At 72.1% G+C, this 20,378-nt stretch carries 19 protein-coding genes and 1 pseudogene; 16 read left to right on the top strand and 4 right to left on the bottom strand.

The window, feature by feature from the left end:
• From V7E46_RS22670 to V7E46_RS22660, 3 genes are all read left to right on the top strand, one after another.
• Positions 1 to 1,214 (top strand): sensor histidine kinase (locus tag V7E46_RS22670; protein ID WP_333770134.1); only part of this gene is annotated, 1,214 nt, incomplete at its 5' end.
• Positions 1,215 to 1,666: 452 nt separating this feature from the next.
• Positions 1,667 to 1,966: a DUF4193 domain-containing protein gene (locus tag V7E46_RS22665; RefSeq protein ID WP_033173914.1), complete on the top strand. Its 300-nt coding sequence runs from the start codon at positions 1,667 to 1,669 to the stop codon at positions 1,964 to 1,966.
• A gap of 5 nt (positions 1,967 to 1,971) precedes the next feature.
• Complete coding sequence (locus V7E46_RS22660) at positions 1,972 to 2,805, top strand: hypothetical protein (protein WP_443054308.1); 834 nt, start codon at positions 1,972 to 1,974, stop codon at positions 2,803 to 2,805.
• A gap of 28 nt (positions 2,806 to 2,833) precedes the next feature.
• Here the strand turns inward: V7E46_RS22660 and V7E46_RS22655 are convergent, their stop codons facing one another.
• Positions 2,834 to 3,289 (bottom strand): DUF3093 domain-containing protein, encoded by a 456-nt coding sequence (locus V7E46_RS22655; RefSeq protein ID WP_333770133.1) that lies wholly within the window; start codon positions 3,287 to 3,289, stop codon positions 2,834 to 2,836.
• A 79-nt stretch (positions 3,290 to 3,368) separates the two neighbouring features.
• Between V7E46_RS22655 and V7E46_RS22650 the strand changes: the two genes are divergently transcribed.
• From V7E46_RS22650 to V7E46_RS22605, 10 genes and pseudogenes are all read left to right on the top strand, one after another.
• Positions 3,369 to 3,974, top strand: coding sequence for a PaaI family thioesterase (locus V7E46_RS22650; protein WP_333770132.1), 606 nt, complete (start codon positions 3,369 to 3,371; stop codon positions 3,972 to 3,974).
• Positions 3,971 to 4,495 (top strand): dUTP diphosphatase, encoded by a 525-nt coding sequence (gene dut / locus V7E46_RS22645; RefSeq protein WP_329173877.1) that lies wholly within the window; start codon positions 3,971 to 3,973, stop codon positions 4,493 to 4,495. Before V7E46_RS22650 ends, dut begins: the two co-directional genes overlap by 4 nt.
• 2 nt (positions 4,496 to 4,497) lie before the next feature.
• Positions 4,498 to 5,271: a DUF3710 domain-containing protein gene (locus V7E46_RS22640; RefSeq protein ID WP_333770131.1), complete on the top strand. Its 774-nt coding sequence runs from the start codon at positions 4,498 to 4,500 to the stop codon at positions 5,269 to 5,271.
• 249 nt (positions 5,272 to 5,520) lie between these two features.
• On the top strand, positions 5,521 to 5,883 hold the full coding sequence (locus tag V7E46_RS22635; RefSeq protein WP_333770130.1) for a hypothetical protein: 363 nt from the start codon (positions 5,521 to 5,523) through the stop codon (positions 5,881 to 5,883).
• A 173-nt stretch (positions 5,884 to 6,056) separates the two neighbouring features.
• Positions 6,057 to 6,988 (top strand): annotated as a pseudogene (locus V7E46_RS22630) (ABC transporter ATP-binding protein); the annotation flags it as partial.
• Between the two features lie 82 nt (positions 6,989 to 7,070).
• Positions 7,071 to 7,793 carry an ABC transporter ATP-binding protein gene (locus V7E46_RS22625; protein WP_333770129.1) on the top strand — a complete coding sequence of 241 codons (723 nt, stop codon included), beginning with the start codon at positions 7,071 to 7,073 and terminating at the stop codon, positions 7,791 to 7,793.
• Between the two features lie 249 nt (positions 7,794 to 8,042).
• The gene (locus V7E46_RS22620; protein ID WP_333770128.1) at positions 8,043 to 10,583 is read left to right on the top strand and encodes a sensor histidine kinase KdpD; all 2,541 of its coding nucleotides are present in this window, start codon (positions 8,043 to 8,045) and stop codon (positions 10,581 to 10,583) included.
• A 62-nt stretch (positions 10,584 to 10,645) separates the two neighbouring features.
• Positions 10,646 to 11,329, top strand: a complete 684-nt coding sequence (locus tag V7E46_RS22615) for a response regulator (RefSeq protein WP_329182316.1) — start codon at positions 10,646 to 10,648, stop codon at positions 11,327 to 11,329.
• A gap of 24 nt (positions 11,330 to 11,353) precedes the next feature.
• The gene (locus V7E46_RS22610) at positions 11,354 to 11,752 is read left to right on the top strand and encodes an OB-fold nucleic acid binding domain-containing protein (RefSeq protein WP_329173870.1); all 399 of its coding nucleotides are present in this window, start codon (positions 11,354 to 11,356) and stop codon (positions 11,750 to 11,752) included.
• Between the two features lie 3 nt (positions 11,753 to 11,755).
• On the top strand, positions 11,756 to 12,541 hold the full coding sequence (locus tag V7E46_RS22605) for a DUF3159 domain-containing protein (protein WP_443054307.1): 786 nt from the start codon (positions 11,756 to 11,758) through the stop codon (positions 12,539 to 12,541).
• A gap of 96 nt (positions 12,542 to 12,637) precedes the next feature.
• On the opposite strand, the gene V7E46_RS22600 is transcribed toward V7E46_RS22605, so the two are convergent.
• A complete protein-coding gene (locus tag V7E46_RS22600) occupies positions 12,638 to 13,318 on the bottom strand; it encodes a potassium channel family protein (protein WP_333770127.1) in 681 nt (226 codons plus the stop codon).
• Positions 13,315 to 13,983, bottom strand: a complete 669-nt coding sequence (locus V7E46_RS22595; RefSeq protein WP_329173868.1) for a potassium channel family protein — start codon at positions 13,981 to 13,983, stop codon at positions 13,315 to 13,317. The genes V7E46_RS22600 and V7E46_RS22595 overlap by 4 nt, the downstream gene beginning before the upstream one ends.
• 200 nt (positions 13,984 to 14,183) lie before the next feature.
• Between V7E46_RS22595 and V7E46_RS22590 the strand changes: the two genes are divergently transcribed.
• Both V7E46_RS22590 and V7E46_RS22585 read left to right on the top strand, forming a co-directional pair.
• Positions 14,184 to 16,229: an APC family permease gene (locus V7E46_RS22590; protein ID WP_329173867.1), complete on the top strand. Its 2,046-nt coding sequence runs from the start codon at positions 14,184 to 14,186 to the stop codon at positions 16,227 to 16,229.
• Positions 16,230 to 16,320: 91 nt separating this feature from the next.
• Positions 16,321 to 17,649 carry a class I SAM-dependent RNA methyltransferase gene (locus tag V7E46_RS22585; RefSeq protein WP_333770126.1) on the top strand — a complete coding sequence of 443 codons (1,329 nt, stop codon included), beginning with the start codon at positions 16,321 to 16,323 and terminating at the stop codon, positions 17,647 to 17,649.
• 703 nt (positions 17,650 to 18,352) lie between these two features.
• Here V7E46_RS22585 and V7E46_RS22580 read toward each other — a convergent pair.
• Positions 18,353 to 18,904 (bottom strand): DUF1697 domain-containing protein, encoded by a 552-nt coding sequence (locus V7E46_RS22580; RefSeq protein WP_333770125.1) that lies wholly within the window; start codon positions 18,902 to 18,904, stop codon positions 18,353 to 18,355.
• A 166-nt stretch (positions 18,905 to 19,070) separates the two neighbouring features.
• On the opposite strand from V7E46_RS22580, the gene V7E46_RS22575 reads away from it, so the two are divergent.
• The coding region (locus V7E46_RS22575) for an AAA family ATPase (protein WP_333770124.1) at positions 19,071 to 20,378 on the top strand (1,308 nt) is incomplete at its 3' end.

Here is a 20,378-nt window from a genome sequence, read left to right as displayed (position 1 = left end):
CCCCGCCGCGCCCCCCGTGGGACCCGCACCCCACCGACGGCCAGCCGCCGTGGCTGCGGCCGACCATCCGCATACGCCTGACCGTGCTGTACGGCGGCATGTTCCTGATCGCCGGGGTGCTGCTGCTGTGGATCATCTACCTGCTGGCCGCGCAGGCCATCCGGCAGGGCAGCGAGCTGCCCTTCAAGATCATCCAGGCCAATATCCAGCCGATCGACTGCCCGGCGCTGCCCTCCAGCGGACAGAGCACCGAGCAGGAGTTCACGGCCGCGCTCAACAGCTGTATGCAGCACCAGCGCGACCTGGCGCTCAACACCATGCTCAAGCGCTCGCTGCTGGCCCTGATCGGCCTCGCGGTGGTCGCCTTCGCCTTCGGCTTCGTCATGGCGGGCCGGGTACTGGCCCCGCTGGGCCGGATCACCCGTACCGCCCGCAGCGTGGTCAGCTCCGACCTCAAGCGCCGGATCGAGCTGGACGGCCCCGACGACGAGCTGAAAGAGCTGGCCGACACCTTCGACGAGATGCTGGACCGGCTGGAGCGCTCCTTCGACGCGCAGCGCCGCTTCGTGGCGAACGCCTCGCACGAGCTGCGCACCCCGCTGGCCATCAACCGCACCCTGCTGGAGGTCCAGCTCTCCGACCCCGACGCGTCGCAGGACCTGCAACAGCTCGGCAAGACCCTGCTGTCCACCAACGAACGCAGCGAGCAGCTGGTGGAGGGCCTGCTGCTGCTGGCCCGCAGCGACAACGAGATCATCGACCGCAAACCCGTGGACCTGGCGGAGGCCGCCTCCCAGGCACTGGACCAGACCCGCGCCGAGGCCCAGTCCAGGGGCGTGGAGCTGCGCTCCGAGCTGGCGCCCGCGGTGGTGCAGGGCAACGGCGTGCTGCTGGAGCGGATCGCGCTGAACCTGGTGCAGAACGCGGTGCGCTACAACGTGCCGGCGGACGGCTGGGTGACGGTCGGCACCGAGGTCCGCGGCGGCCACGCGCTGATCCTGGTGGCCAATACGGGACCGATCGTCCCGGCATACGAGATCGACAATCTTTTCGAGCCGTTCCGGCGGCTGCGGACCGAGCGCACCGGCAGCGACAAGGGCGTCGGGCTCGGGCTGTCCATCGCCCGGTCGGTGGCCAGGGCGCACGGCGGAGTGATCAGCGCGGAGCCGCGGGAGGGCGGTGGCCTGCTCATGCGGGTCGCGATCCCGGTCTGAGCGGCGGCCGGAAGCCGCCGTGGAGCACTGTGAGCCGCGTCACGCCGACGGTCCGGGACCCGGGCGGCCCGCCCGGCCGCTGTTCGCTTTGCGAGTAATTTCGCGATCTGTGCCGCGCCCGGACGGGTTGTGATCGATCGCACACACGATTTCCCGATCGCCTACACTCAGTGATCAAGACATTGGGGAAAAGACCGGAAAATCCATGTTTCCGCAGGTCATGATCACGGGAAGTACACGTACTGGCAGCTGCGGCGGATTCATTCCCGGCCATCGCAGACCATGATCGGCCACCCGCGCGATCACCCCTTCGGGGGCGACGCTGGGTGTCGATTGAGTAACAGGCCTTGATGTGAGGCAAAATCTCCGCCTCAGGTCGGGCACAAGTCCGGCCTCCCGCGCGTTACGTGCGCTGGAGACACCGCAGACACCCACAGGGGGAGAGCGAAAACATGGCTACTGATTACGACACCCCACGCAAGACCGACGATGATGTCAACGAGGACAGCATCGAAGAGCTGAAGGCCAGGAGGAACGAGAAGTCGACCTCCGCGGTCGACGTGGACGAGTTCGACCAGGCCGAGTCCCTCGAACTGCCCGGCGCCGACCTCTCCAACGAGGAGCTGTCGGTCCGCGTCCTGCCCCGCCAGGCGGACGAGTTCACCTGCATGAGCTGCTTCCTGGTGCACCACAGGAGCCAGCTCGCGTCGGAGAAGAACGGCAATCCGATCTGCCGCGACTGCGCGGCCTGATCCGTGTGACCGGCGTGCCGGAAGGCCGTGAGGGCGCCGAGCGGGGCCGTGCGGCCTCGCTCGCGGCCACGACCGCCCGCGGCCTCGGCCGGGGCGTCAGATACGGCGTGAACGGTGTGAGCGGCGGCGCCCGCAGGGGCGGCGGCGTCGCGAAAGCAGGGATCGGTACGGTCGCCGAGCGGCTGATCGAGGTGGCACCCCGCATTCCGGTGCGGGACCTGGCGACCCTGCGCCGGCAGTTCCCCGGGCTCGGTCCCGAGGAGATCGCGGACCGGCTGGTCGCCGCCGCGGTCAAGGGCACCATGACGGTCGGCGCCGGTATCGGCGCCGCCGCGATGCTGCCCAATCCGCCGGCCATGCCGGCGGAGCTGACGGCCGAGACGCTGGGCGTGGCGGCCATCGAGTACAAGCTCATCGCCGAGCTGCACGAGGTCTACGGACTGCGCGTCCCCGGCAGCGCCCGCGAGCGGGCGACCGCCTATCTGTGGTCGTGGACCGAGCAGCGCGGTATCGATGTGCTGAAGCTGTCCACCGTCAACGTCGCGCTGGGCAGCAGCATGAAGCGGGAGATGCGGCAGCGTCTGCTGCGCCGGACCCTGCGCAACGCACCGACCCTGACCCCGTTCATGATCGGCGCGGCCGTCGGCGCGGTGATGAACCGCCGCGACACCCGCAAGCTCGCCGAGCGCATCCGCCGCGACCTGCGCGCCGCGCAGTTCCCCTGGCCGGAAGTGCCCGCGGCCGAGCTCGACTCCGAGCCGTACCCCGGGATCGGCGGCGACGGCGGCCCGGACGGCAACCCCGAGATCGGTCAGCCGGGACCGACCGGCCGGCACTGACCAGCCGGGACCCGCCGGCAGGAACCGGCTAGCCGGCGTCCGCCGTCCTGACCGCGTCGAGCGCCGCGGCCAGCCGCTGCGGTGAACGCGTCGACAGATACACGTACGGCGTCGGGTCCGCCGGATCGGTCACCTCGACCTTGAGCGCGGTCGGCACGTAGGAGCGCAGCAGCATGAAGGCCCGCGGGTCCGCCTTGTGGGACCGCCACGCCACCGTCTGCTCCGGGTCGAGCACCGTCGCGGCGCCCAGCGCCGTCACCGGGATCCGCGCCCTGCCCGCGACCAGCGAACCGGCCACCACCCTGATCCGGGCCGACCCGTAGGAACTGACCGCCATCAGCGCCAGCGCACCCCCGCCGACCAGGCCGGCCAGCAGCGGCAGCGGGCCGAACGGGAGCAGGATCAGCGCCACCGCCACACCCACGGCGATGGCCAGGAACCACCAGGATCGCGGGACGGTGAGGCGTTCGTCGTAAGGCTGCATGGCACCAGACTGCCATGCGCCGCGGGCGGACCCGCGGGCACCGCGGGGCGGGACGGCCCAGGGGGGTAGGGTCTCGGGCGTGAGTGCAGCCACGACATCCCCGAGTGAAGGACGGCCGGCCCTGAAGCCGCCGCCCGATGCCGCCGCTCCGGTACGGCACCCCGACGCCCCCGCGCCGGGCGAACTGCTGGGCGCCCACTACGACCAGTGCTTCGGCTGCGGCGAGACCCAGCCGCACGGACTGCATCTGGCGTCCAGGGCGGGCGAAGGCGTCAGCCTCACCGCCGAGTTCACCGTGCAGCCCGCCCACCAGGGCGCCCCGGGGCTCGCGCACGGCGGGGTGCTGGTCTCCGCGCTCGACGAGACGCTGGGCGCGCTGAGCTGGCTGCTGCGGGTCATCGCGGTCACCGGCCGGCTGGAGACGGACTTCGTCCTCCCGGTACCGGTCGGCACCATCCTGTACCTGTCGGCCCGCTGCACCGCGGTGGCCGGCCGGAAGATCTACAGCAGCGCCGAGGGCCGGATCGGCGGCCCCGACGGGCCGGTGGCGGTCCGCGCCGACGCCCTTTTCGTGGAGGTCAAGGTCGACCACTTCACCGCCCACGGGCGGCCCGAGGAGATCCAGGCCGCGATGGCCGACCCGGACCAGGCCAAGGTCGCCCGCGCCTTCGAGGTGAACCCGTGACCCGGCCTCCGGTGGACGTGCTGCTGCGCCGCCTCGACGACTCCGTGCCGGTGCCCTCCTACGGCCACCCCGGGGACGCCGGCGCCGACCTGATCACCACCGAGGCGGCCGAGTTGGCGCCCGGTGAGCGGATCGTCCTGCCCACCGGAATCTCCATCGCGCTGCCCGACGGCTACGCGGCCTTCGTGCACCCCCGCTCCGGCCTTGCCGCGCGCTGCGGTGTGGCCATGGTGAATGCCCCGGGAACGGTGGATGCCGGGTACCGTGGAGAGATCAAGGTGATCGTGGTCAATCTGGACCCGCGCGAGACCGTGCGGTTCGCCAAGGGCGACCGGATCGCCCAACTGGTCGTCCAGCAGGTCGAGCGGGTCCGCTTCCACGAAGTGGCGGAGCTGCCCGGCTCTGCCAGGGCCGCGGGGGGCTTCGGCTCCACGGGGGGTCATGCCGCGGTGGAGACGCCGTCGGCTGACACGTCCAGATACGGATACGCATCGGTCGTAGCAGACCGGGAAGGACAGTGACCGTGTTCCGTCGTCGCAAGGAGCGCGAAGACGCCCTCGACGAGCTCGATGAGGCCGTCGAGGCCGAGGACGAGCTGGCCGAGGACACCGAGGAGTCGGACGACTCCGGTGACTCCAACCGGTACAACCTTCCGCCCGCGCCCCGGCCCGACGGGCCGTGGGACGTGAGCGAGGTCAGGGAGCCCGGTGACGGCCGGGTGGATCTCGGCGGACTGTTCGTGCCCGGGGTCGAGGGCATGGAGCTGCGGGTGGAGGTGGCGGGCGAGTCGATCGTCGCCGCCACTGTGGTGCTGCGGGACAGCGCCGTCCAGCTGCAGGCGTTCGCCGCGCCCAAGTCCGAGGGGATCTGGGGCGAGGTGCGCGAGGAGATCGCCTCCGGCATCACCCAGCAGGGCGGTGTCGTCGACGAGGTCGAGGGCCCGCTGGGCTGGGAGCTGCGCGCCCAGGTGCCGGTGCAGCTGCCGGACGGCACCAACGGTGTGCAGCTGGTGCGCTTCGTCGGCTGCGACGGGCCGCGCTGGTTCCTGCGCGGGGTCATCTCCGGGCAGGGCGCGGTGCAGCCCGCCGCCGCCGGAGTGCTGGAGTCGGTCTTCCAGGACACTGTGGTGCTGCGCGGCGACTCCCCGATGGCGCCGCGCGACCCGATCGTGCTCAAGCTGCCCAACGACGCGCAGATGGTGCCGGACGGCGCCGCGCCCGAGCAGCAGGAGCCGTCGAAGTTCGGTGACGGTATCGACCCGATGCGCCGCGGCCCGGAGATCACCGAGCTGCACTGACCTCGCGGTCCTCACACACGGCCCGGACCTGGGACGACAGGTCCGGGCCGCGGTGCGTCCCGGCCCGGGAACCGCCGCCATTGCGACGGCGATGCAAGAACGCGGCAAGAAATGTGCGGCAAGCGGAAGATGCGCTAACGGTTTGCCGAAACTCTTGCACAGGCGTAAACCCGCCACTACCGTCGGCGCCCGGGTGGTCGCACGGCCTTCGACGGGGGCTCGGCGGAGGGGCGCGGTACATGGCGACGGATGTACGGCCGCGGCGGCGACAGCGCGGCGGTCCCGCCGCCCGCCTCGGCCTTGCCGTGGGCAGCACCTTCCTATGCCACGCCCCTGCGCAACGGCACCGTCGCCTTCCGGATCGTCGGCGCCCTGCCGGAGGACACCCGGCGCGACCCTGCGCTCGGCCCGCTGCTCAGCGTCTGCCAGCACGACGCGGGGCGCGGCGAGAGCAAGGACAGCGCGACCGCCGTCGCCGCCGACAGCCCGCTGCTGCTGGTGGACTCCGCCGAGCTGACGATGCTCGGCGTCACCGGATTCTTCGACTCCGCCGTCCTGCTCTACGGCCCCACCTGGACGCCGCCTCGCTGCGGGCGGCGGGACCGCGGATGACCGGGGCTGCGGGCGAGGTCGGGATCAAGGCCGCGGAGCTGGCCCTGGCCTCGCACGACGCCCTGCTGCGCGGCGTCCGGCGCGCCTACGCCGCCACCACAGCGCTCGCCGTGCTCTTCGCACTGGTCGCGCTGGTGCGCGAACCGGTCCGCCGGCACACCACGGGAGACCGTATGACCGCCCTCGCCGCCTTGCAGGCCCGCGCCCTGGCGAGGTCCGCGCCCGAGCCCGACGAGGGCCTGATCGTCTGCGCCAACCGGGTGTGGGCCTACCGCACCGAGGGCGTCGAGGTGCAGGCGCTGCAAGGCCCGGACCTGACCGTGGAGGCCGACGAGGTGCTGGCCGTCGTCGGTGCCTCGGGATCCGGCAAATCCACCGTGCTCGGCATCCTGTCCGGCCTCGACCTGCCGACCGCGGGCCGGGCCGGGGTCGCCCACCACGACCTGCTCGCGATGAAGCGCCGCGAGCGGCTGGACTACCGGCGCAGCACGGTCGGCTTCGTCTGGCAGCAGACCGGGCGCACTCTGCTGCCCTATCTGACGGCGCCGGAGAATGTCACGCTGCCGATGGGCTACGCCTTTACCCCGTGCGCCCAGCGCGCCGGGCGGGCCATGGAACTGCTCGGCCTGCTCGGCATCGCCGACTGCTGCGACCGCCGCCCCGACGAGCTGTCCGGCGGCCAGCAGCAGCGCGTCGCCATCGCGGTGGCGGGAGCCAACACACCCCGGGTGCTCTTCGCCGACGAGCCCACCGGCGAACCCGACACCGCCGGCGGCGAGGAGGTCTTCGCCGCCCTGCGCCGTACCAACGCCGAACCCGGCGTCACCGTCCTGATCGTTACCCACGACCCCGCGGTCTCGGAACAGGTCAGGCGTACGGTACGGATACGCGACGGCCGCACCGCGACCGAAGTGCTGCGCCCGTCCGCGGACGGGCGGGCGCGGAGGCGGGCGGCTCGGAGGAATACGCCGTGCTCGACCGGGTCGGCCGGCTCCAGCTGCCGCGGGAGTACACCGAGCAGTACGGGCTGCACCGCCGGGTCCGGCTGACCGCGGAGCCCGGCCACATCGGGGTGTGGCCCGACCGCGCCGCCGGCAGGACGCGGCGGCCGGGCCGGGCGCGCAGGACCCCGGCGAGGGCGAGGGGGAGGGGGAGGACGAGTGAGCGACCAGGAAGGGGGCGCCCGGATGACCGAGCGGTCCGCCACGGCTGTGGCGACGGAACACACGACCGGCGAGATGGTGGTGGTCGAGGACCTGCGCCGTACCTACGGCAGCGGCGACACCGCCGTGCACGCGCTGCGCGGGGTGTCGTTCTCGGTGCCGCGCGGCGAACTGGTCGCCCTCAAGGGCCGCTCGGGCTCGGGCAAGACCACCGTGCTGAACCTGGTCGGCGGCCTGGACAGCCCGGACGGCGGCCGGATAGCCCTGGACGGCACCGACCTGGCGGGGCTCGGCGATGACGACCTGCTGGCGCTCCGCAGGGACCGGATCGGCTTCGTCTTCCAGTCCTTCGGCCTGATCCCCATCCTCACCGCGGCCGAGAACGTCGGGGTGCCGATGCGGCTGCGCAAGACGCCGCCGCGCGAGCGCGAGGAGCGGGTGGCGCTGCTGCTCGCCCTGGTCGGCCTGGCCGACCACGCCGCCCAGCGCCCGGGCGAGCTGTCCGGCGGCCAGCAGCAGCGGGTCGCCATCGCCCGCGCGCTGGCCAACCGGCCCGACCTGATCATCGCCGACGAGCCCACAGGACAGCTCGACGCCGACACCGGGCTCGCCGTGATGGAACTGCTGCGGGCGGTGGTCCGCAGCGAGGGAGTGACGGCGCTGGTCGCCACCCACGACAACCAGCTGCTCGCCCTGGCCGACCGGGTGCTCGAACTGCGCGACGGCCGGATCGTCTCCGACACCTGAACCGGATCGTGTCCGACACCTGAACCGCGCCCCTGACGCGGCACGACCCGCTCCCCACGGGGGGAGCGGGCCGCGATGGCACAGGGCGAGGAAGAGTGCCGTTCCGGTGACTGCGGGCGCCGGGAAGCCGCGTTTCACTCGGTACATGGCGACGGCGTGGCCGTATACGCCGTCAAGACGGCGTCAAGGTGCGCTCGGACGGACTCCCGTGTCCGATGTGTCCGCTTCGGTCGATCTAAGGTCATAGGCATGGCACGCGGCACGTTGCGGATCTACCTGGGGGCCGCCCCCGGCGTGGGCAAGACCTACGCCATGCTCTCCGAGGCCCATCGGCGCGTCGAGCGTGGCACCGACCTGGTCATCGGCTATGTCGAGCACCACACACGGCCGCGGACCGAGGTGATGATGCACGGCCTGGAGGAGATCGGCCGCCGCGAGCACGACTACCGCGGCACCGCCTTCAGCGAGATGGACGTCGACGCGGTGCTGCGCCGGGCGCCGGAAGTGGCGCTGGTCGACGAGCTGGCCCACACCAATGTGCCGGGCTCGCGCAACGCCAAGCGCTGGCAGGACGTCGAGGAACTGCTCCAGGCCGGCATCGACGTGGTGTCCAACGTCAACATCCAGCACCTGGAGTCGCTCGGCGACGTCGTCGAGTCCATCACCGGGGTCCGGCAGCGCGAGACCGTGCCCGACGAGGTGGTCAGGCGCGCCGACCAGATAGAGCTGGTCGACATGTCGCCCCAGTCGCTGCGCCGCCGGATGGCGCACGGCAACATCTACGCCCCCGACAAGGTCGACGCGGCCCTGTCCAACTACTTCCGGCCCGGCAATCTGACCGCGCTGCGCGAGCTGGCGCTGCTGTGGACCGCGGACCGGGTGGACGAATACCTCAAGGAATACCGCGCCGAGCACCGGATATCCGCCGCCTGGCAGGCCCGCGAGCGGATCGTCGTCGGCCTGACAGGCGGACCCGAGGGCCGCACCCTGATCCGGCGGGCAGCACGGATGGCGGCCAAGGGCTCGGGCAGCGAGATCCTGGCGGTGCACATCGTGCGCAGCGAGGGCCCGGTGTCGGGGTCGGCCAAGGAACTGGCCGTCCAGCGCACCCTGGTCGAGGACCTCGGCGGTTCCTTCCACCACGTCATCGGCGACGAGGTGCCCGACGCCCTGCTGGACTTCGCCCGGGGGGCCGACGCCACCCAGATCGTGCTCGGCAGCAGCCGCCGCAAGACCTGGCAGTACGCCTTCGGCCCCGGTGTCGGCAGCACCGTCGCCCGCGACGCCGGCGACATCGACGTGCACATCGTCAGCCACGAACACGTCGCCAAGGGCCGCGGCCTGCCCGCCGCCCGCGGCGCCACCCTGGGCCGCTCCCGGGTCGTGGCGGGCTGGCTGACCGGTGTGGCGGGGCCGGTGCTGCTCGCGGTGGTGCTCACCCAGTGGCACCCCGGCATGGGCCAGGCCACCGACATGCTGCTCTTCCTGACCCTCACCGTGGCCGCGGCACTGGTCGGCGGCCTGCTGCCCGCGCTGGCGTCCGCGGTGGTCGGCTCGCTGCTGCTGAACTACTACTTCACCCGGCCCACCCACTCCTTCACCATCGCCCAGCCGGAGAACATCATCGCGATCGTGATCTTCGTGCTGGTCGGCGCGGCCGTCGCCTCCGTGGTCGACCTCGCAGCCCGGCGCACCCAGCAGGCCGCCCGGCTGCGGGCCGAGGCGGAGATCCTCTCCCACCTGGCCGGCAGTGTGCTGCGCGGCGAGAGCTCGCTCGACGCGCTGCTGGAAAGGGTCAGGGAGACCTTCGGGATGGACTCGGTGGTGCTGCTGGAGCGGGAGGGCGAGCACGGCGCCTGGAAGTGCGCCGCGGCCGTCGGCGGCCTGCCCTGCGTACGCCCCGAGGACGCCGACGTGGAGGTGGCCGTCAACGACCGGCTCTCGCTCGCGCTGCTCGGCCGGGTGCTGCCCGCCTCCGACCGCCGGGTGCTGTCGGCCTTCGCCGCGCAGGCCGCGGTCGTGCTGGACCGCAAGCGGCTCGCCGACGAGGCCGGCCGGGCGCGGGAGCTGGCCGAGGGCAACCGGATACGCACCGCGCTGCTCGCCGCAGTGTCGCACGACCTGCGCACCCCGCTGGCCGGCATCAAGGCGTCGGTGTCCTCGCTGCGGTCCGCCGACGTCGCCTGGTCAGCGGAGGACGAGGCGGAGCTGCTGGCCGGCATCGAGGACGGCGCCGACCGGCTCGACCACCTGGTGGGCAATCTGCTGGACATGTCGCGGCTGCAGACCGGCACCGTCAACCCGCTGATCCGCGAACTGGACCTCGACGAGGTGGTGCCGATGGCCCTGGGCGGCGTCCCCGAGCCGAGCGTGACCCTGGACATCCCCGAGACGCTGCCGATGGTCGCCGTGGACCCCGGCCTGCTGGAGCGCAGCGTCGCCAACGTGGTGGAGAACGCCGTCAAGTACAGCCCGCCCGGCGCGACCGTCCTGGTGGCCGCCAGCGCCCTCGGCGGCCGCGTCGAGGTCCGGGTGGCCGACCGCGGTCCCGGCGTACCGGACAGCGCCAAGGAGCAGATCTTCGAGCCCTTCCAGCGGTACGGCGACGCGCCGCGCGGCACCGGCGTGGGCCTCGGCCTCGCGGTCGCCCGCGGCTTCGCCGAGGCCATGGGCGGCACCCTGGTCGCCGAGGACACCCCGGGCGGCGGCCTGACCATGGTGCTCACTGTGCGGGCCGCGGCCGGCGGCCGGTCCGCCCGCCCTGATCTTCCCGCGACGGCGACCACATGAGCCGGCCGGCGGCACAGGAGTCCGCGGGCGGCGGCGAGCAGGGGAACGCGAAAGGGCAGCGGATGTACCGGGTGCTGGTGGTGGACGACGAACCGCAGATCGTCAGGGCGCTGGTGATCAACCTGCGGGCGCGGTCCTACGAGGTCGACGCCGCGCACGACGGCGCGGCGGCGCTGCGGGTGGCCGCGGCCCGGCACCCCGACGTGGTGGTGCTCGACCTCGGGCTGCCCGACATGGACGGCGTCGAGGTGATCCGCGGGCTGCGCGGCTGGACCCGGGTGCCGATCATCGTGCTGTCCGCCCGGCACGCCTCCGACGAGAAGGTCGAGGCGCTGGACGCGGGCGCCGACGACTACGTGACCAAGCCGTTCGGCATGGACGAGCTGCTGGCCCGGCTGCGGGCCGCGGTCCGGCGCGCCACCCCGACCGGGCCGGAGGACGACGCCTCCGCGGTGGAGACCGAGACCTTCACCGTGGACCTGGCGGCCCGCAAGGTCCACCGCGGCGGCGCCGACGTACGCCTCACACCCACCGAGTGGCATCTGCTGGAGGTGCTGGTGCGCAACCCCGGCCGGCTGGTCTCGCAGAAGCAGCTGCTGCAGGAGGTCTGGGGTCCCGCCTACGGCACGGAGAGCAACTACCTGCGGGTCTACATGGCGCAGCTGCGGCGGAAGCTGGAGGCCGACCCGGCAAGGCCCCGGCACTTCATCACCGAACCCGGCATGGGCTACCGCTTCGAGGCGTGACGTACGGCCGGTACGCTGGATGCTATGAGTGGTGCTATCCGTGCAGAGCGACCCGCGGGCCGTTTCCGACGCATGCTCGACCGTCTGTCCTCCTCGCAGGAGCAGCTGCACTCCGAGGAATTGCAGGAGGAGACCAGGGCCGTCGGCTGCACCCGGATCAAGGACTGCTCCGACCGCCAGATCGTGTCGGTCACCGGTACGCTGCGTACGGTCACGCTGCGTCCCCGGGCAGGCGTGCCCGCACTGGAGGCGGAGCTGTTCGACGGGTCGGCCGCGCTGGACGTGGTCTGGCTCGGCCGCCGCAGTATCACCGGTATCGAACCCGGCCGCCGGATCATAGCCTCCGGCCGGATCTCCATGAATCATGGCCGTCCGGTGCTGTTCAACCCCAAGTACGAACTGCGTCCGGTCGGACAGGAGTAGCTGGTGGCGTCGATCGACAACACGGACCACGACAACAACACGGACACCACGGGAAGCGCGCCGCAGCGGCCCGGCGACGACGCCGGGGTCAGGGCGGCCACCGAGGCCGCCCTGCTCGACGCCTTCGGCGGCGTCCTCGGCATGGTGGAGACCACCGTGCCCGGGCTGATCTTCGTGGTGATCTACACCATCAACCACGACATCAAGTCCTCCGCGCTCGCCGCGCTGGCGCTGTCCGTGGTGCTGGGCGTGGCACGGCTGGTCCGCAAGGACACCCTCAAGCACGCCTTCAGCGGCGTCTTCGGCATCGCCTTCGGCGCGCTGTTCGCGATGATGTCGGGCAACGCGAAGAACTTCTATCTGCCCGGCATGCTCTACACCCTCGGCCTGGGTGTCGCCTACGTCGTCTCCGCGGCGGCCGGCTTCCCGCTGCTCGGCCTGATCCTCGGCCCGGTGTTCAAGGAGAACCTGTCCTGGCGCACCCGCAACCCCGGGCGGCTGCGCGCGTACACCAAGGCCAGCTGGGCCTGGGGCCTGATCCTGCTGGCCAAGTCGGCGATCCTCTTCCCGCTCTACTGGTGGGGCAACGCCACCCAGCTGGGCTGGGTCAAGGTCGCGCTCGGCATCCCGCCCTTCCTGCTGTCGGTCTACCTCACCTGGATCTTCCTGGTGAAGGCGCCTGCCCCGATCGATGTGATCGCGGAGATGGAGGCGGCGGAGGAGGAGCGCAGGGCCGAGAAGGAGCGGGCTAAGGCCGAGAAGGCGGCGGCCGAGAAGGCGGTCAAGTAGCGCGAGGCCCCTGCGGCCTGCACCAGGCCCGCGAGGGTCCTGGTGCAGGCCGCAGGGGCCTGCACCGTCCGGCCGGATCGCGTCCGGCCGGATCGCTCAGCTCCCGCCGACGGCGCCCCCGCGCAGGGACAGCAGGTCCTCCAGCTGCTCCTCCCGGTGCGGCGCCGCCACGAACAGCAGCTCGTCGCCGGCCTCCAGCGCGTCGTCCTTCGACGGGGTGAGCACCCGGTTGCCGCGGATGATGGTGACCAGCGAGGTGTCCTGCGGCCACTCCACGTCACCGACCCGGGTACCGACCAGCGCGGCCTCCTCGGGCAGCGTCAACTCCACGAGATTCGCGTCACCCTGGCTGAAGCGCAGCAGCCGGACCAGGTCGCCGACGCTCACCGCCTCCTCGACCAGGGCCGACATCAGCCGCGGTGTCGAGACGGCGACGTCCACGCCCCACGAGTCGTTGAACAGCCATTCGTTCTTCGGGTTGTTCACCCGGGCGACGACCCGCGGCACGCCGTACTCCGTCTTGGCGAGCAGCGACACCACCAGGTTGACCTTGTCGTCGCCGGTCGCCGCGATCACCACATTGCAGCGCTGGAGCGCCGCCTCGTCGAGCGAGGTGATCTCGCACGCGTCGGCCAGCAGCCATTCGGCCTGCGGCACCCGCTCGACCGAGATGGAGGTCGGATTCTTGTCGACGAGCAGCACCTCGTGCCCGTTCTCCAGCAGTTCGGCCGCGATGGACCGGCCGACCGCGCCGGCCCCGGCGATGGCCACCCTCATGAGTGGGCCTCCTCGGGTCCCTTGGCGAAGGCCGCCTCGACCTCGGCGACCTCGTCGGAGCGCAGGATCACATGCACCAGGTCGCCGTCCTGCAGCACGGTCTGGGCGGTGGGCAGCATCGCCTCGCCGAGCCGGGTGAGAAACGCCACCCTGGCACCGGTCTCCTCCTGGAGGCTGCTGACCTTGTGGCCGACCCAGCCGGGCGAGGTGTGCACCTCGGCGAGCTGCACCCCGCCGCTGGGGTCGCGCCACAGCGGCTCCGCGCCGGACGGCAGCAGCCTGCGCAGCATCTGGTCGGCGGTCCACCGCACGGTGGCCACGGTCGGGATGCCGAGCCGCTGGTAGACCTCGGCCCGGCGCGGGTCGTAGATCCTGGCCGCCACATTCTCGATGCCGAACATCTCCCTGGCCACCCGGGCCGCGATGATGTTGGAGTTGTCGCCGCTGCTGACGGCCGCGAAAGCGCCCGCCTCCTCGATGCCGGCCTCACGCAGCGTGTCCTGGTCGAACCCGACTCCGGTCACCCGGCGCCCACCGAACCCGGAGCCCAGCCGGCGGAACGCCTTCGGGTCCTGATCGATCACCGCGACCGTATGACCTTGCTGTTCGAGGGAGTGCGCGAGAGTGGAGCCCACCCGCCCGCATCCCATAATCACGACGTGCACGACCGTCCTTCCGGCTGTCACCATTTCGACTGAGGCTGTGTGCTGAGTCGTAAAGGTCCTTCCAAGCGTCTCAGACCGCGGCCAAAGCTACACACGCGCGTCGCGGGGCAGAAGGTTGCGTCCCTGCGGCCTCACAAGTTCGTCACACTCATCGGGCACTCGGGCACCCGCACGTATGGTCGATCCCTTAACATCGCGGGGTGTCCAAACTGACCGACCTGCCGAAACGGATTCTCATCGGCCGGGCGCTGCGCAGCGACAAGCTGGGCGAGACGCTGCTCCCCAAGCGACTCGCGCTGCCCGTGTTCGCGTCCGACCCGCTGTCGTCCGTGGCGTACGCGCCGGGCGAGGTACTGCTCGTCCTGTCGATCGCCGGAGTGTCGGCCTACCACTTCAGCCCGTGGATCGCGGTCGCCGTCGTGGTGCTGATGTTCACGGTGGTCGCCTCCTACCGGCAGAACGTGCACGCCTACCCCTCGGGCGGCGGCGACTACGAGGTCGCCACCACCAACCTGGGGCCGAAGGCGGGGCTCACCGTCGCCAGCGCGCTGCTGGTCGACTACGTGCTCACGGTGGCGGTGTCGGTCGCCTCCGGCATCGAGAACCTCGGCTCCGCGGTGCCGTTCTTCGTCACCCACAAGGTGCTCGGCGCGATCGGCATGATCGTGATCCTGATGCTGATGAATCTGCGCGGGGTGCGCGAGTCCGGCACGATCTTCGCCATCCCCACCTACGCGTTCGTCTTCGGCGTCTTCTGCATGATCGCCTGGGGCATCTTCAAGATCAGCACTGGGCATGACATGCACGCGCCCACCGCGGGCTATACGATCCATGCCGAGTCCTCCGGCATCGGCGGCTTCGCGCTGATCTTCCTGCTGCTGCGCGCCTTCTCCTCCGGCTGCGCCGCCCTCACCGGCGTCGAGGCGATCAGCAATGGCGTCCCGGCCTTCAAGAAGCCCAAGTCCAAGAACGCCGCCACCACGCTGGCCGCGATGGGCCTGCTCGCCACCACCATGTTCTGCGGCATCATCGCGCTGGCGATAAACACCCATGTGCGCATGGCCGCGAACCCCGCCACCGACCTGCTCAACCACGGCAAGCCGGTCGGCGCCGGATTCACCCAGGACCCGGTGATCGCCCAGGTCGCCGAGGCGGTCTTCGGCCACAACTCGATCCCGTTCATCTTCCTGGCCGCCGTCACCGCCCTGGTGCTCTTCCTGGCCGCCAACACCGCCTACAACGGCTTCCCGGTGCTCGGCTCGATCCTCGCCCAGGACCGCTACCTGCCGCGCCAGTTGCACACCCGCGGCGACCGGCTGGCCTTCTCCAACGGCATCGTGGTGCTGGCCGGCTTCGCCTGCGTCCTGGTCTACATCTACGGCGCCGACTCCACCCGGCTGATCCAGCTGTACATCGTCGGCGTCTTCGTCTCCTTCACCCTCAGCCAGACCGGCATGGTGCGGCACTGGAACCGGCACCTGCGCACCGAGACCGACCCGGCCAAGCGCCGCCACATGGTCCGCTCCCGGGCCATCAACACCTTCGGCGCCTTCCTCACCGGCCTGGTGCTGGTCATCGTGCTGCTCACCAAATTCACCCACGGCGCCTGGGTCGCGGTCCTCGGCATGGTCGTCTTCTACGGCACCATGACCGCGATCCGCCGCCACTACACCCGGGTCTCCGACGAGATCGCCGCCGACGACGAGCCGGGCGACGACTACGTACGCCCCTCCCGGGTGCACTCCATCGTGCTGGTGTCCAAACTGCACAAGCCCACCCTGCGGGCGCTGTCCTACGCCAAGCTGATGCGCTCCGACACCCTCGAAGCGCTCAGCATCAACGTCGACCCCGTCGACACCAAGGCCCTGCAGGCCGACTGGCACCGGCGCGGCATCGACGTACCGCTCAAGGTCCTCGACTCGCCCTACCGCGAGATCACCCGGCCGATCATCGACTACGTCAAGGGCCTGCGCCGCAACAGCCCGCGGGACGTGGTCAGCGTCTACATCCCCGAATACGTCGTCGGGCACTGGTACGAGCACCTGCTGCACAACCAGAGCGCGCTGCGGCTCAAGGGCCGGCTGCTGTTCACCCCCGGGGTGATGGTGACCTCCGTGCCCTACCAGCTGGAGTCCTCCGAGGTCGCCAAGGCGCGTGCCCGCCGCCGCGCCGACTGGAGCGCGCCTGGCTCCATCCGCCGCGGCCCGGTGGGGCCGCAGCAGCGCGACCGGGAGCGCGAGCACTGAGGCCGCCGCCCGGCCGGCGTGCGGCCGGGCGCTCCGCGGCCCGTAGAGTGGGATGTCGCGCCCCCGAACAGAGCCCAGGAGCACCACCCACATGCAGACCGAGCCCGCCCCGTCACTGGTCGGCCAGGAGTACGAGGTAGAGATCGGCCCGGTGGCGCACGGCGGCCACTGCCTGGCGCGGACCGACGAGGGACAGGTGCTGTTCGTCCGGCATGCCCTGCCCGGCGAGCGGGTCGTCGTCCGGGTCACCGACGGCGAGGCCGGCGCGAATTTCCTGCGGGCCGACGCCGTACGCGTCCTGACCGGGTCCAAGGACCGCGTCGAGGCGCCCTGCCCCTTCTCGGGCCCCGGCCGCTGTGGCGGCTGCGACTGGCAGCACGCCGCCCCCGGCGCCCAGCGCCGTCTCAAGGCCGCGGTCATCGCGGAACAGCTGGCCAGGCTCGCCGGGCTCACCCCGGAGCAGGCCGGCTGGGACGGCACCGTGATGCCGGCCCCCGGCGACAAGGTCGCCAAGGGCGAGGTGCCCGCATGGCGCACCCGCGTGCAGTACGCGGTGGACGCCGAGGGGCGCGCGGGACTGCGCAAGCACCGCTCGCACGACGTCGAGGTCATCGACCACTGCATGATCGCCGCGCCCGAGGTCGCGGAGCTGGGGGTCGAGGCCCGCAGCTGGCCGCAGATCGCCACGGTCGAGGCGATCGCCGCCACCGGGTCCAGCGACCGGCAGGTCGTCCTCACCCCGCAGCCGGGCGGCCGGCTGCCCATCGTGGAGCTGGACCGCCCCGTCTCGGTGCTGCGGATCGGCGAGCGCGACCACGCCGTCCACCGCGTCCACGGCCGCGACTTCGTCCGCGAGCGGGCCGCGGGCCGCACCTGGCGGGTCGGCGACGGCGGCTTCTGGCAGGTCCACCCGAAGGCCGCGGAGCTGCTGATCGAGGCCGTCATGCAGGGCCTGATGCCGCGCAAGGGCGACATGGCCCTCGACCTCTACTGCGGTGTCGGCCTCTTCGCCGGCGCGCTGGCCGAGCGCGTCGGCGAGCGCGGCGCCGTCCTCGGCATCGAATCGGGCAAGCGGGCCGTGCAGGACGCCCGGCACAATCTCCAGGACCTCGACCGGGTGCGTATCGAGCACGGCAAGGTCGACCAGGTCCTGCCGCGCACCGGCATCACCGAGGTCGACCTGATCGTCCTGGACCCGCCCCGCACCGGCGCCCGGCTCCCCACCGTCCGCCACCTCGCGTCACTGGGCGCCCGCCGCATCGCCTACGTCGCCTGCGACCCGGCCGCCCTCGCCCGCGACCTCGGCTACTTCGCCCAGGAGGGCTACCGCCCGGTCACCCTGCGGGCCTTCGACCTCTTCCCGATGACGCACCACGTCGAGTGCGTGGCGATCCTGGTGCCGGAGGCGAAGGCTTACTGACCGGCGGCTCGGGCGGCGCACCGGCGCCGCAGCGGTCGTGGAAGTTGCCGCCGAAGCCGAAGCCGAAGCCGAAGCCGAAGCCGAAGCCGAAGCCGATGCCGAAGCCGGGCACCGCGGCCCGGCGCGGATGGCCGGCCAGCCGTACGACCGGCCGGCGCTCCGCGGGCACGGGCAGTGCGGGCGTCCACGCGGGCGCGGGCGGACCGGGCATGGGCGCGGGCACGGTAGGCGCGTCGAAGCCGGCGCCGCGCAGCGGGGTCCGTCTCCACGGCCGGGTCCGGCCGGGCAGCTCCGCGACCGGGTCGGCGGGCGCGCCGCCCAGCTCCAGGAACCGGTGATACGCCCGAGCGCCCCCGCCGACCCGGAGTGCGGCAGGAGGGTCAGCGAGCGGTGCCGGCCCCGCGGTTCACGAACTAGGCGCAGCCCCAGGAACCCGGTGGCTCCGGTCAGAGCGACGTGCACTTTCGGCAGCTCCACGGCATGGGGAACGGCGATCTCGGCTGGTCGTGAGGATGGCACAGCCTGCCGATCGAGAATTCCCCGTTCCACCCGAATGGTCCGGTTGGAGCCGTCTTTCACCCAACTGGCCAGGGAATCATCGCCATTACCCGAAGGGCCGCGGCCGAGCCGGGGAGCGCCGCAGGTCGACCGCGGTCGGATCGCGCCGAAGCGGGCCGTCCTCGACCGCACACGCCGCTGGGCGTCAACTGCCGCTGATCTCCAGCAGCTTGGTGACCGTGTTCCAGTTGCGGCCGGTGGCCGCCAGGCCGAGGCCGCGGTCGGTGAGCTGAGCGGCGAGCTTCGCATTGCGGATGGAGTCGGGGAAGTGGGCGTAGATCTCCCGTTCGCCCGGGCGGAATTCGTCCGGCGCGTACGCGGCCCGGTCGAGTGCGGCGAGCCGGTCGAGCGGGACGGGACCCGCGAGGAAGATCACCAGAAAGCGGGAGCCGTCGACGCCGGTCATGTCGAACGGGTTGGCGGCCACGACCCGCCGCAGATCCTCGGCGGTGCGCACCAAGCAGGTGATGGTCAGCCCCAACTCGTCCGCGAGCGCCTGCTGGAGGGCATCGGCGAGCCGCTGGGGATCGGTGTTCTCGTGGGTGAAGACGGCGTTGCCGCTATGCAGATGGGTGCGGATCCCGCTGCCGCCGAGGGCGGACAGCAGCTCGCGCAGGGTCTGCATCGGCACCTTGGCCTTGCCCCCGACGTTGATTCCGCGCAGCAGTGCGACATATCTGGTGCTGTTCGTGGTCACGCCGGCCACCGTAGCCGTCGGCAATGACATGTTGACGTGCCCGGCGCGTCGGGCAGGGTATGTGATTTCCCCATAGCCACAGAGATCATGCGTGATGTCCCTCGTTCGAGTTACCCCGGGCCGCTGCAACGGTGCGGCGCCCCGGACGCTGGCTAACTTCGCGGCCATGAACACCAGTGCGCCCAAGGACGCCGGTCACGACCGCCCCGTCGTCACCGAACTGCGGCTGTCCGCCTTCAAGTCACACCGCGGGGCGACCTTCGCGCTCGGCCCGCTCACCCTGCTCACCGGGGGCAGCGGCACCGGCAAGTCCAGTGTCCTCGAAGGACTCGCCGCACTCGGCCGGCTGGCCTGCGGCGACGAACTCGCCGAGGTCTTCGGGTCCGTGGTGCGCGGCGGCGCCGCGGCCTGCGTGCCGCAGGGCGCCCAGCCGGACGCGCAGGGCCGGCGCGGCTTCCGTATCGGCTGCACGGTGACCGGTCCTGTCGGGCCGGTGCGCCTCGACGTCGCGGTGCAGGTGGAGCCGACGCTGCGGATCGTCGGCGAGCGGCTGACCGGCGGCGGTGAGACCCTGCTGACCACGGCGCTGCGCGACCCGGCCCGGCGTACGGTGCAGGCCGCCTGGCACACGGCCGGCGAGGTCTCGGTCACGCGGGCCCCACTGCCGGACAACGTCCTGGCCAGCGCGCTGCTGCCGCTGCGGGTGTCCGGGCGTACGGACGGCCAGCGGCTGGTGCTCGCCGCGGCCGAGCAACTGGTGGTGGCGCTGCGCGGGATCTTCCCGGTAGCGCCGCGGCCCGAGCTGATGCGGTCCCCGGTGCTGCCGGGCGACGGGCGGCTGCGGGCCGCGTGCGACAACCTGTCCGCAGTGCTGGCCAGGACCGAGGGCGAGTGCGTCACGCGGCACGCGGCGCTGGTCAACGCGGTACGCGAGGTGTGCAGCCCGCCGGTCGAGGGCCTGACGGTGCTGCCCGCGGTTCTCCCGTCGGCGGCCGACGGGTATGCGCCGCTGGACGCGGTGATCGCCGCGGTGGACCGCGGCCCGCTCGGCATGGTGCCGGTCGACCGGCTCGGCGACGGCGAACTCCGCTTCGTCGCCCTGGCGTTGGTGCTGCTCACCGGCCCCGGCGTCCTCGACGTCGACACCAGTACGGAGCTGCTGCCGGCCGGCCAGGTGCTGACCGTGCTGGGCGACGGGCTCGACCTGGGCCTGGACCGCAGACAGGTGCGCGAACTGCTGCGGCTCGCCGGGATGGCCGCCGCCCGCGGCCACATCCGGCTGCTCGGCACGATCCAGGACCCGGAGTGCGCGGAGGGCCTGGGCGGCATGACGGTCGCCCGGCTCGGCGACGGGCTGCGGGTGCCGGCCCAGGACACCGGCGAGGTGGACCGCCCCGCGGAACACTCGGGTCGGGACGCTGCTCCTGGCGCTGAGCGCGAGGGCGCTGGGGGACGCGCGGGCGGGGGGCATGGC

The sequence above is a fragment of the Streptomyces sp. IBSBF 2435 genome (assembly GCF_036815005.1).
In the GTDB taxonomy this organism is placed as follows: Bacteria; Actinomycetota; Actinomycetes; order Streptomycetales; family Streptomycetaceae; genus Actinacidiphila.
This window is presented reverse-complemented; position numbering and strand designations above follow the sequence as displayed.

Excerpts from the sequence above, each read along its gene's own strand:
- V7E46_RS22665 (WP_033173914.1), top strand. The coding sequence starts at position 1,667 with ATGGCTACTGATTACGACACCCCACGCAAGACCGACGATGATGTCAAC.
- V7E46_RS22655 (WP_333770133.1), bottom strand. The coding sequence starts at position 3,289 with ATGCAGCCTTACGACGAACGCCTCACCGTCCCGCGATCCTGGTGGTTC.
- V7E46_RS22635 (WP_333770130.1), top strand. The coding sequence starts at position 5,521 with ATGTACGGCCGCGGCGGCGACAGCGCGGCGGTCCCGCCGCCCGCCTCG.
- V7E46_RS22625 (WP_333770129.1), top strand. The coding sequence starts at position 7,071 with ATGACCGAGCGGTCCGCCACGGCTGTGGCGACGGAACACACGACCGGC.
- V7E46_RS22620 (WP_333770128.1), top strand. The coding sequence starts at position 8,043 with ATGGCACGCGGCACGTTGCGGATCTACCTGGGGGCCGCCCCCGGCGTG.
- V7E46_RS22615 (WP_329182316.1), top strand. The coding sequence starts at position 10,646 with ATGTACCGGGTGCTGGTGGTGGACGACGAACCGCAGATCGTCAGGGCG.
- V7E46_RS22610 (WP_329173870.1), top strand. The coding sequence starts at position 11,354 with ATGAGTGGTGCTATCCGTGCAGAGCGACCCGCGGGCCGTTTCCGACGC.
- V7E46_RS22600 (WP_333770127.1), bottom strand. The coding sequence starts at position 13,318 with ATGAGGGTGGCCATCGCCGGGGCCGGCGCGGTCGGCCGGTCCATCGCG.
- V7E46_RS22585 (WP_333770126.1), top strand. The coding sequence starts at position 16,321 with ATGCAGACCGAGCCCGCCCCGTCACTGGTCGGCCAGGAGTACGAGGTA.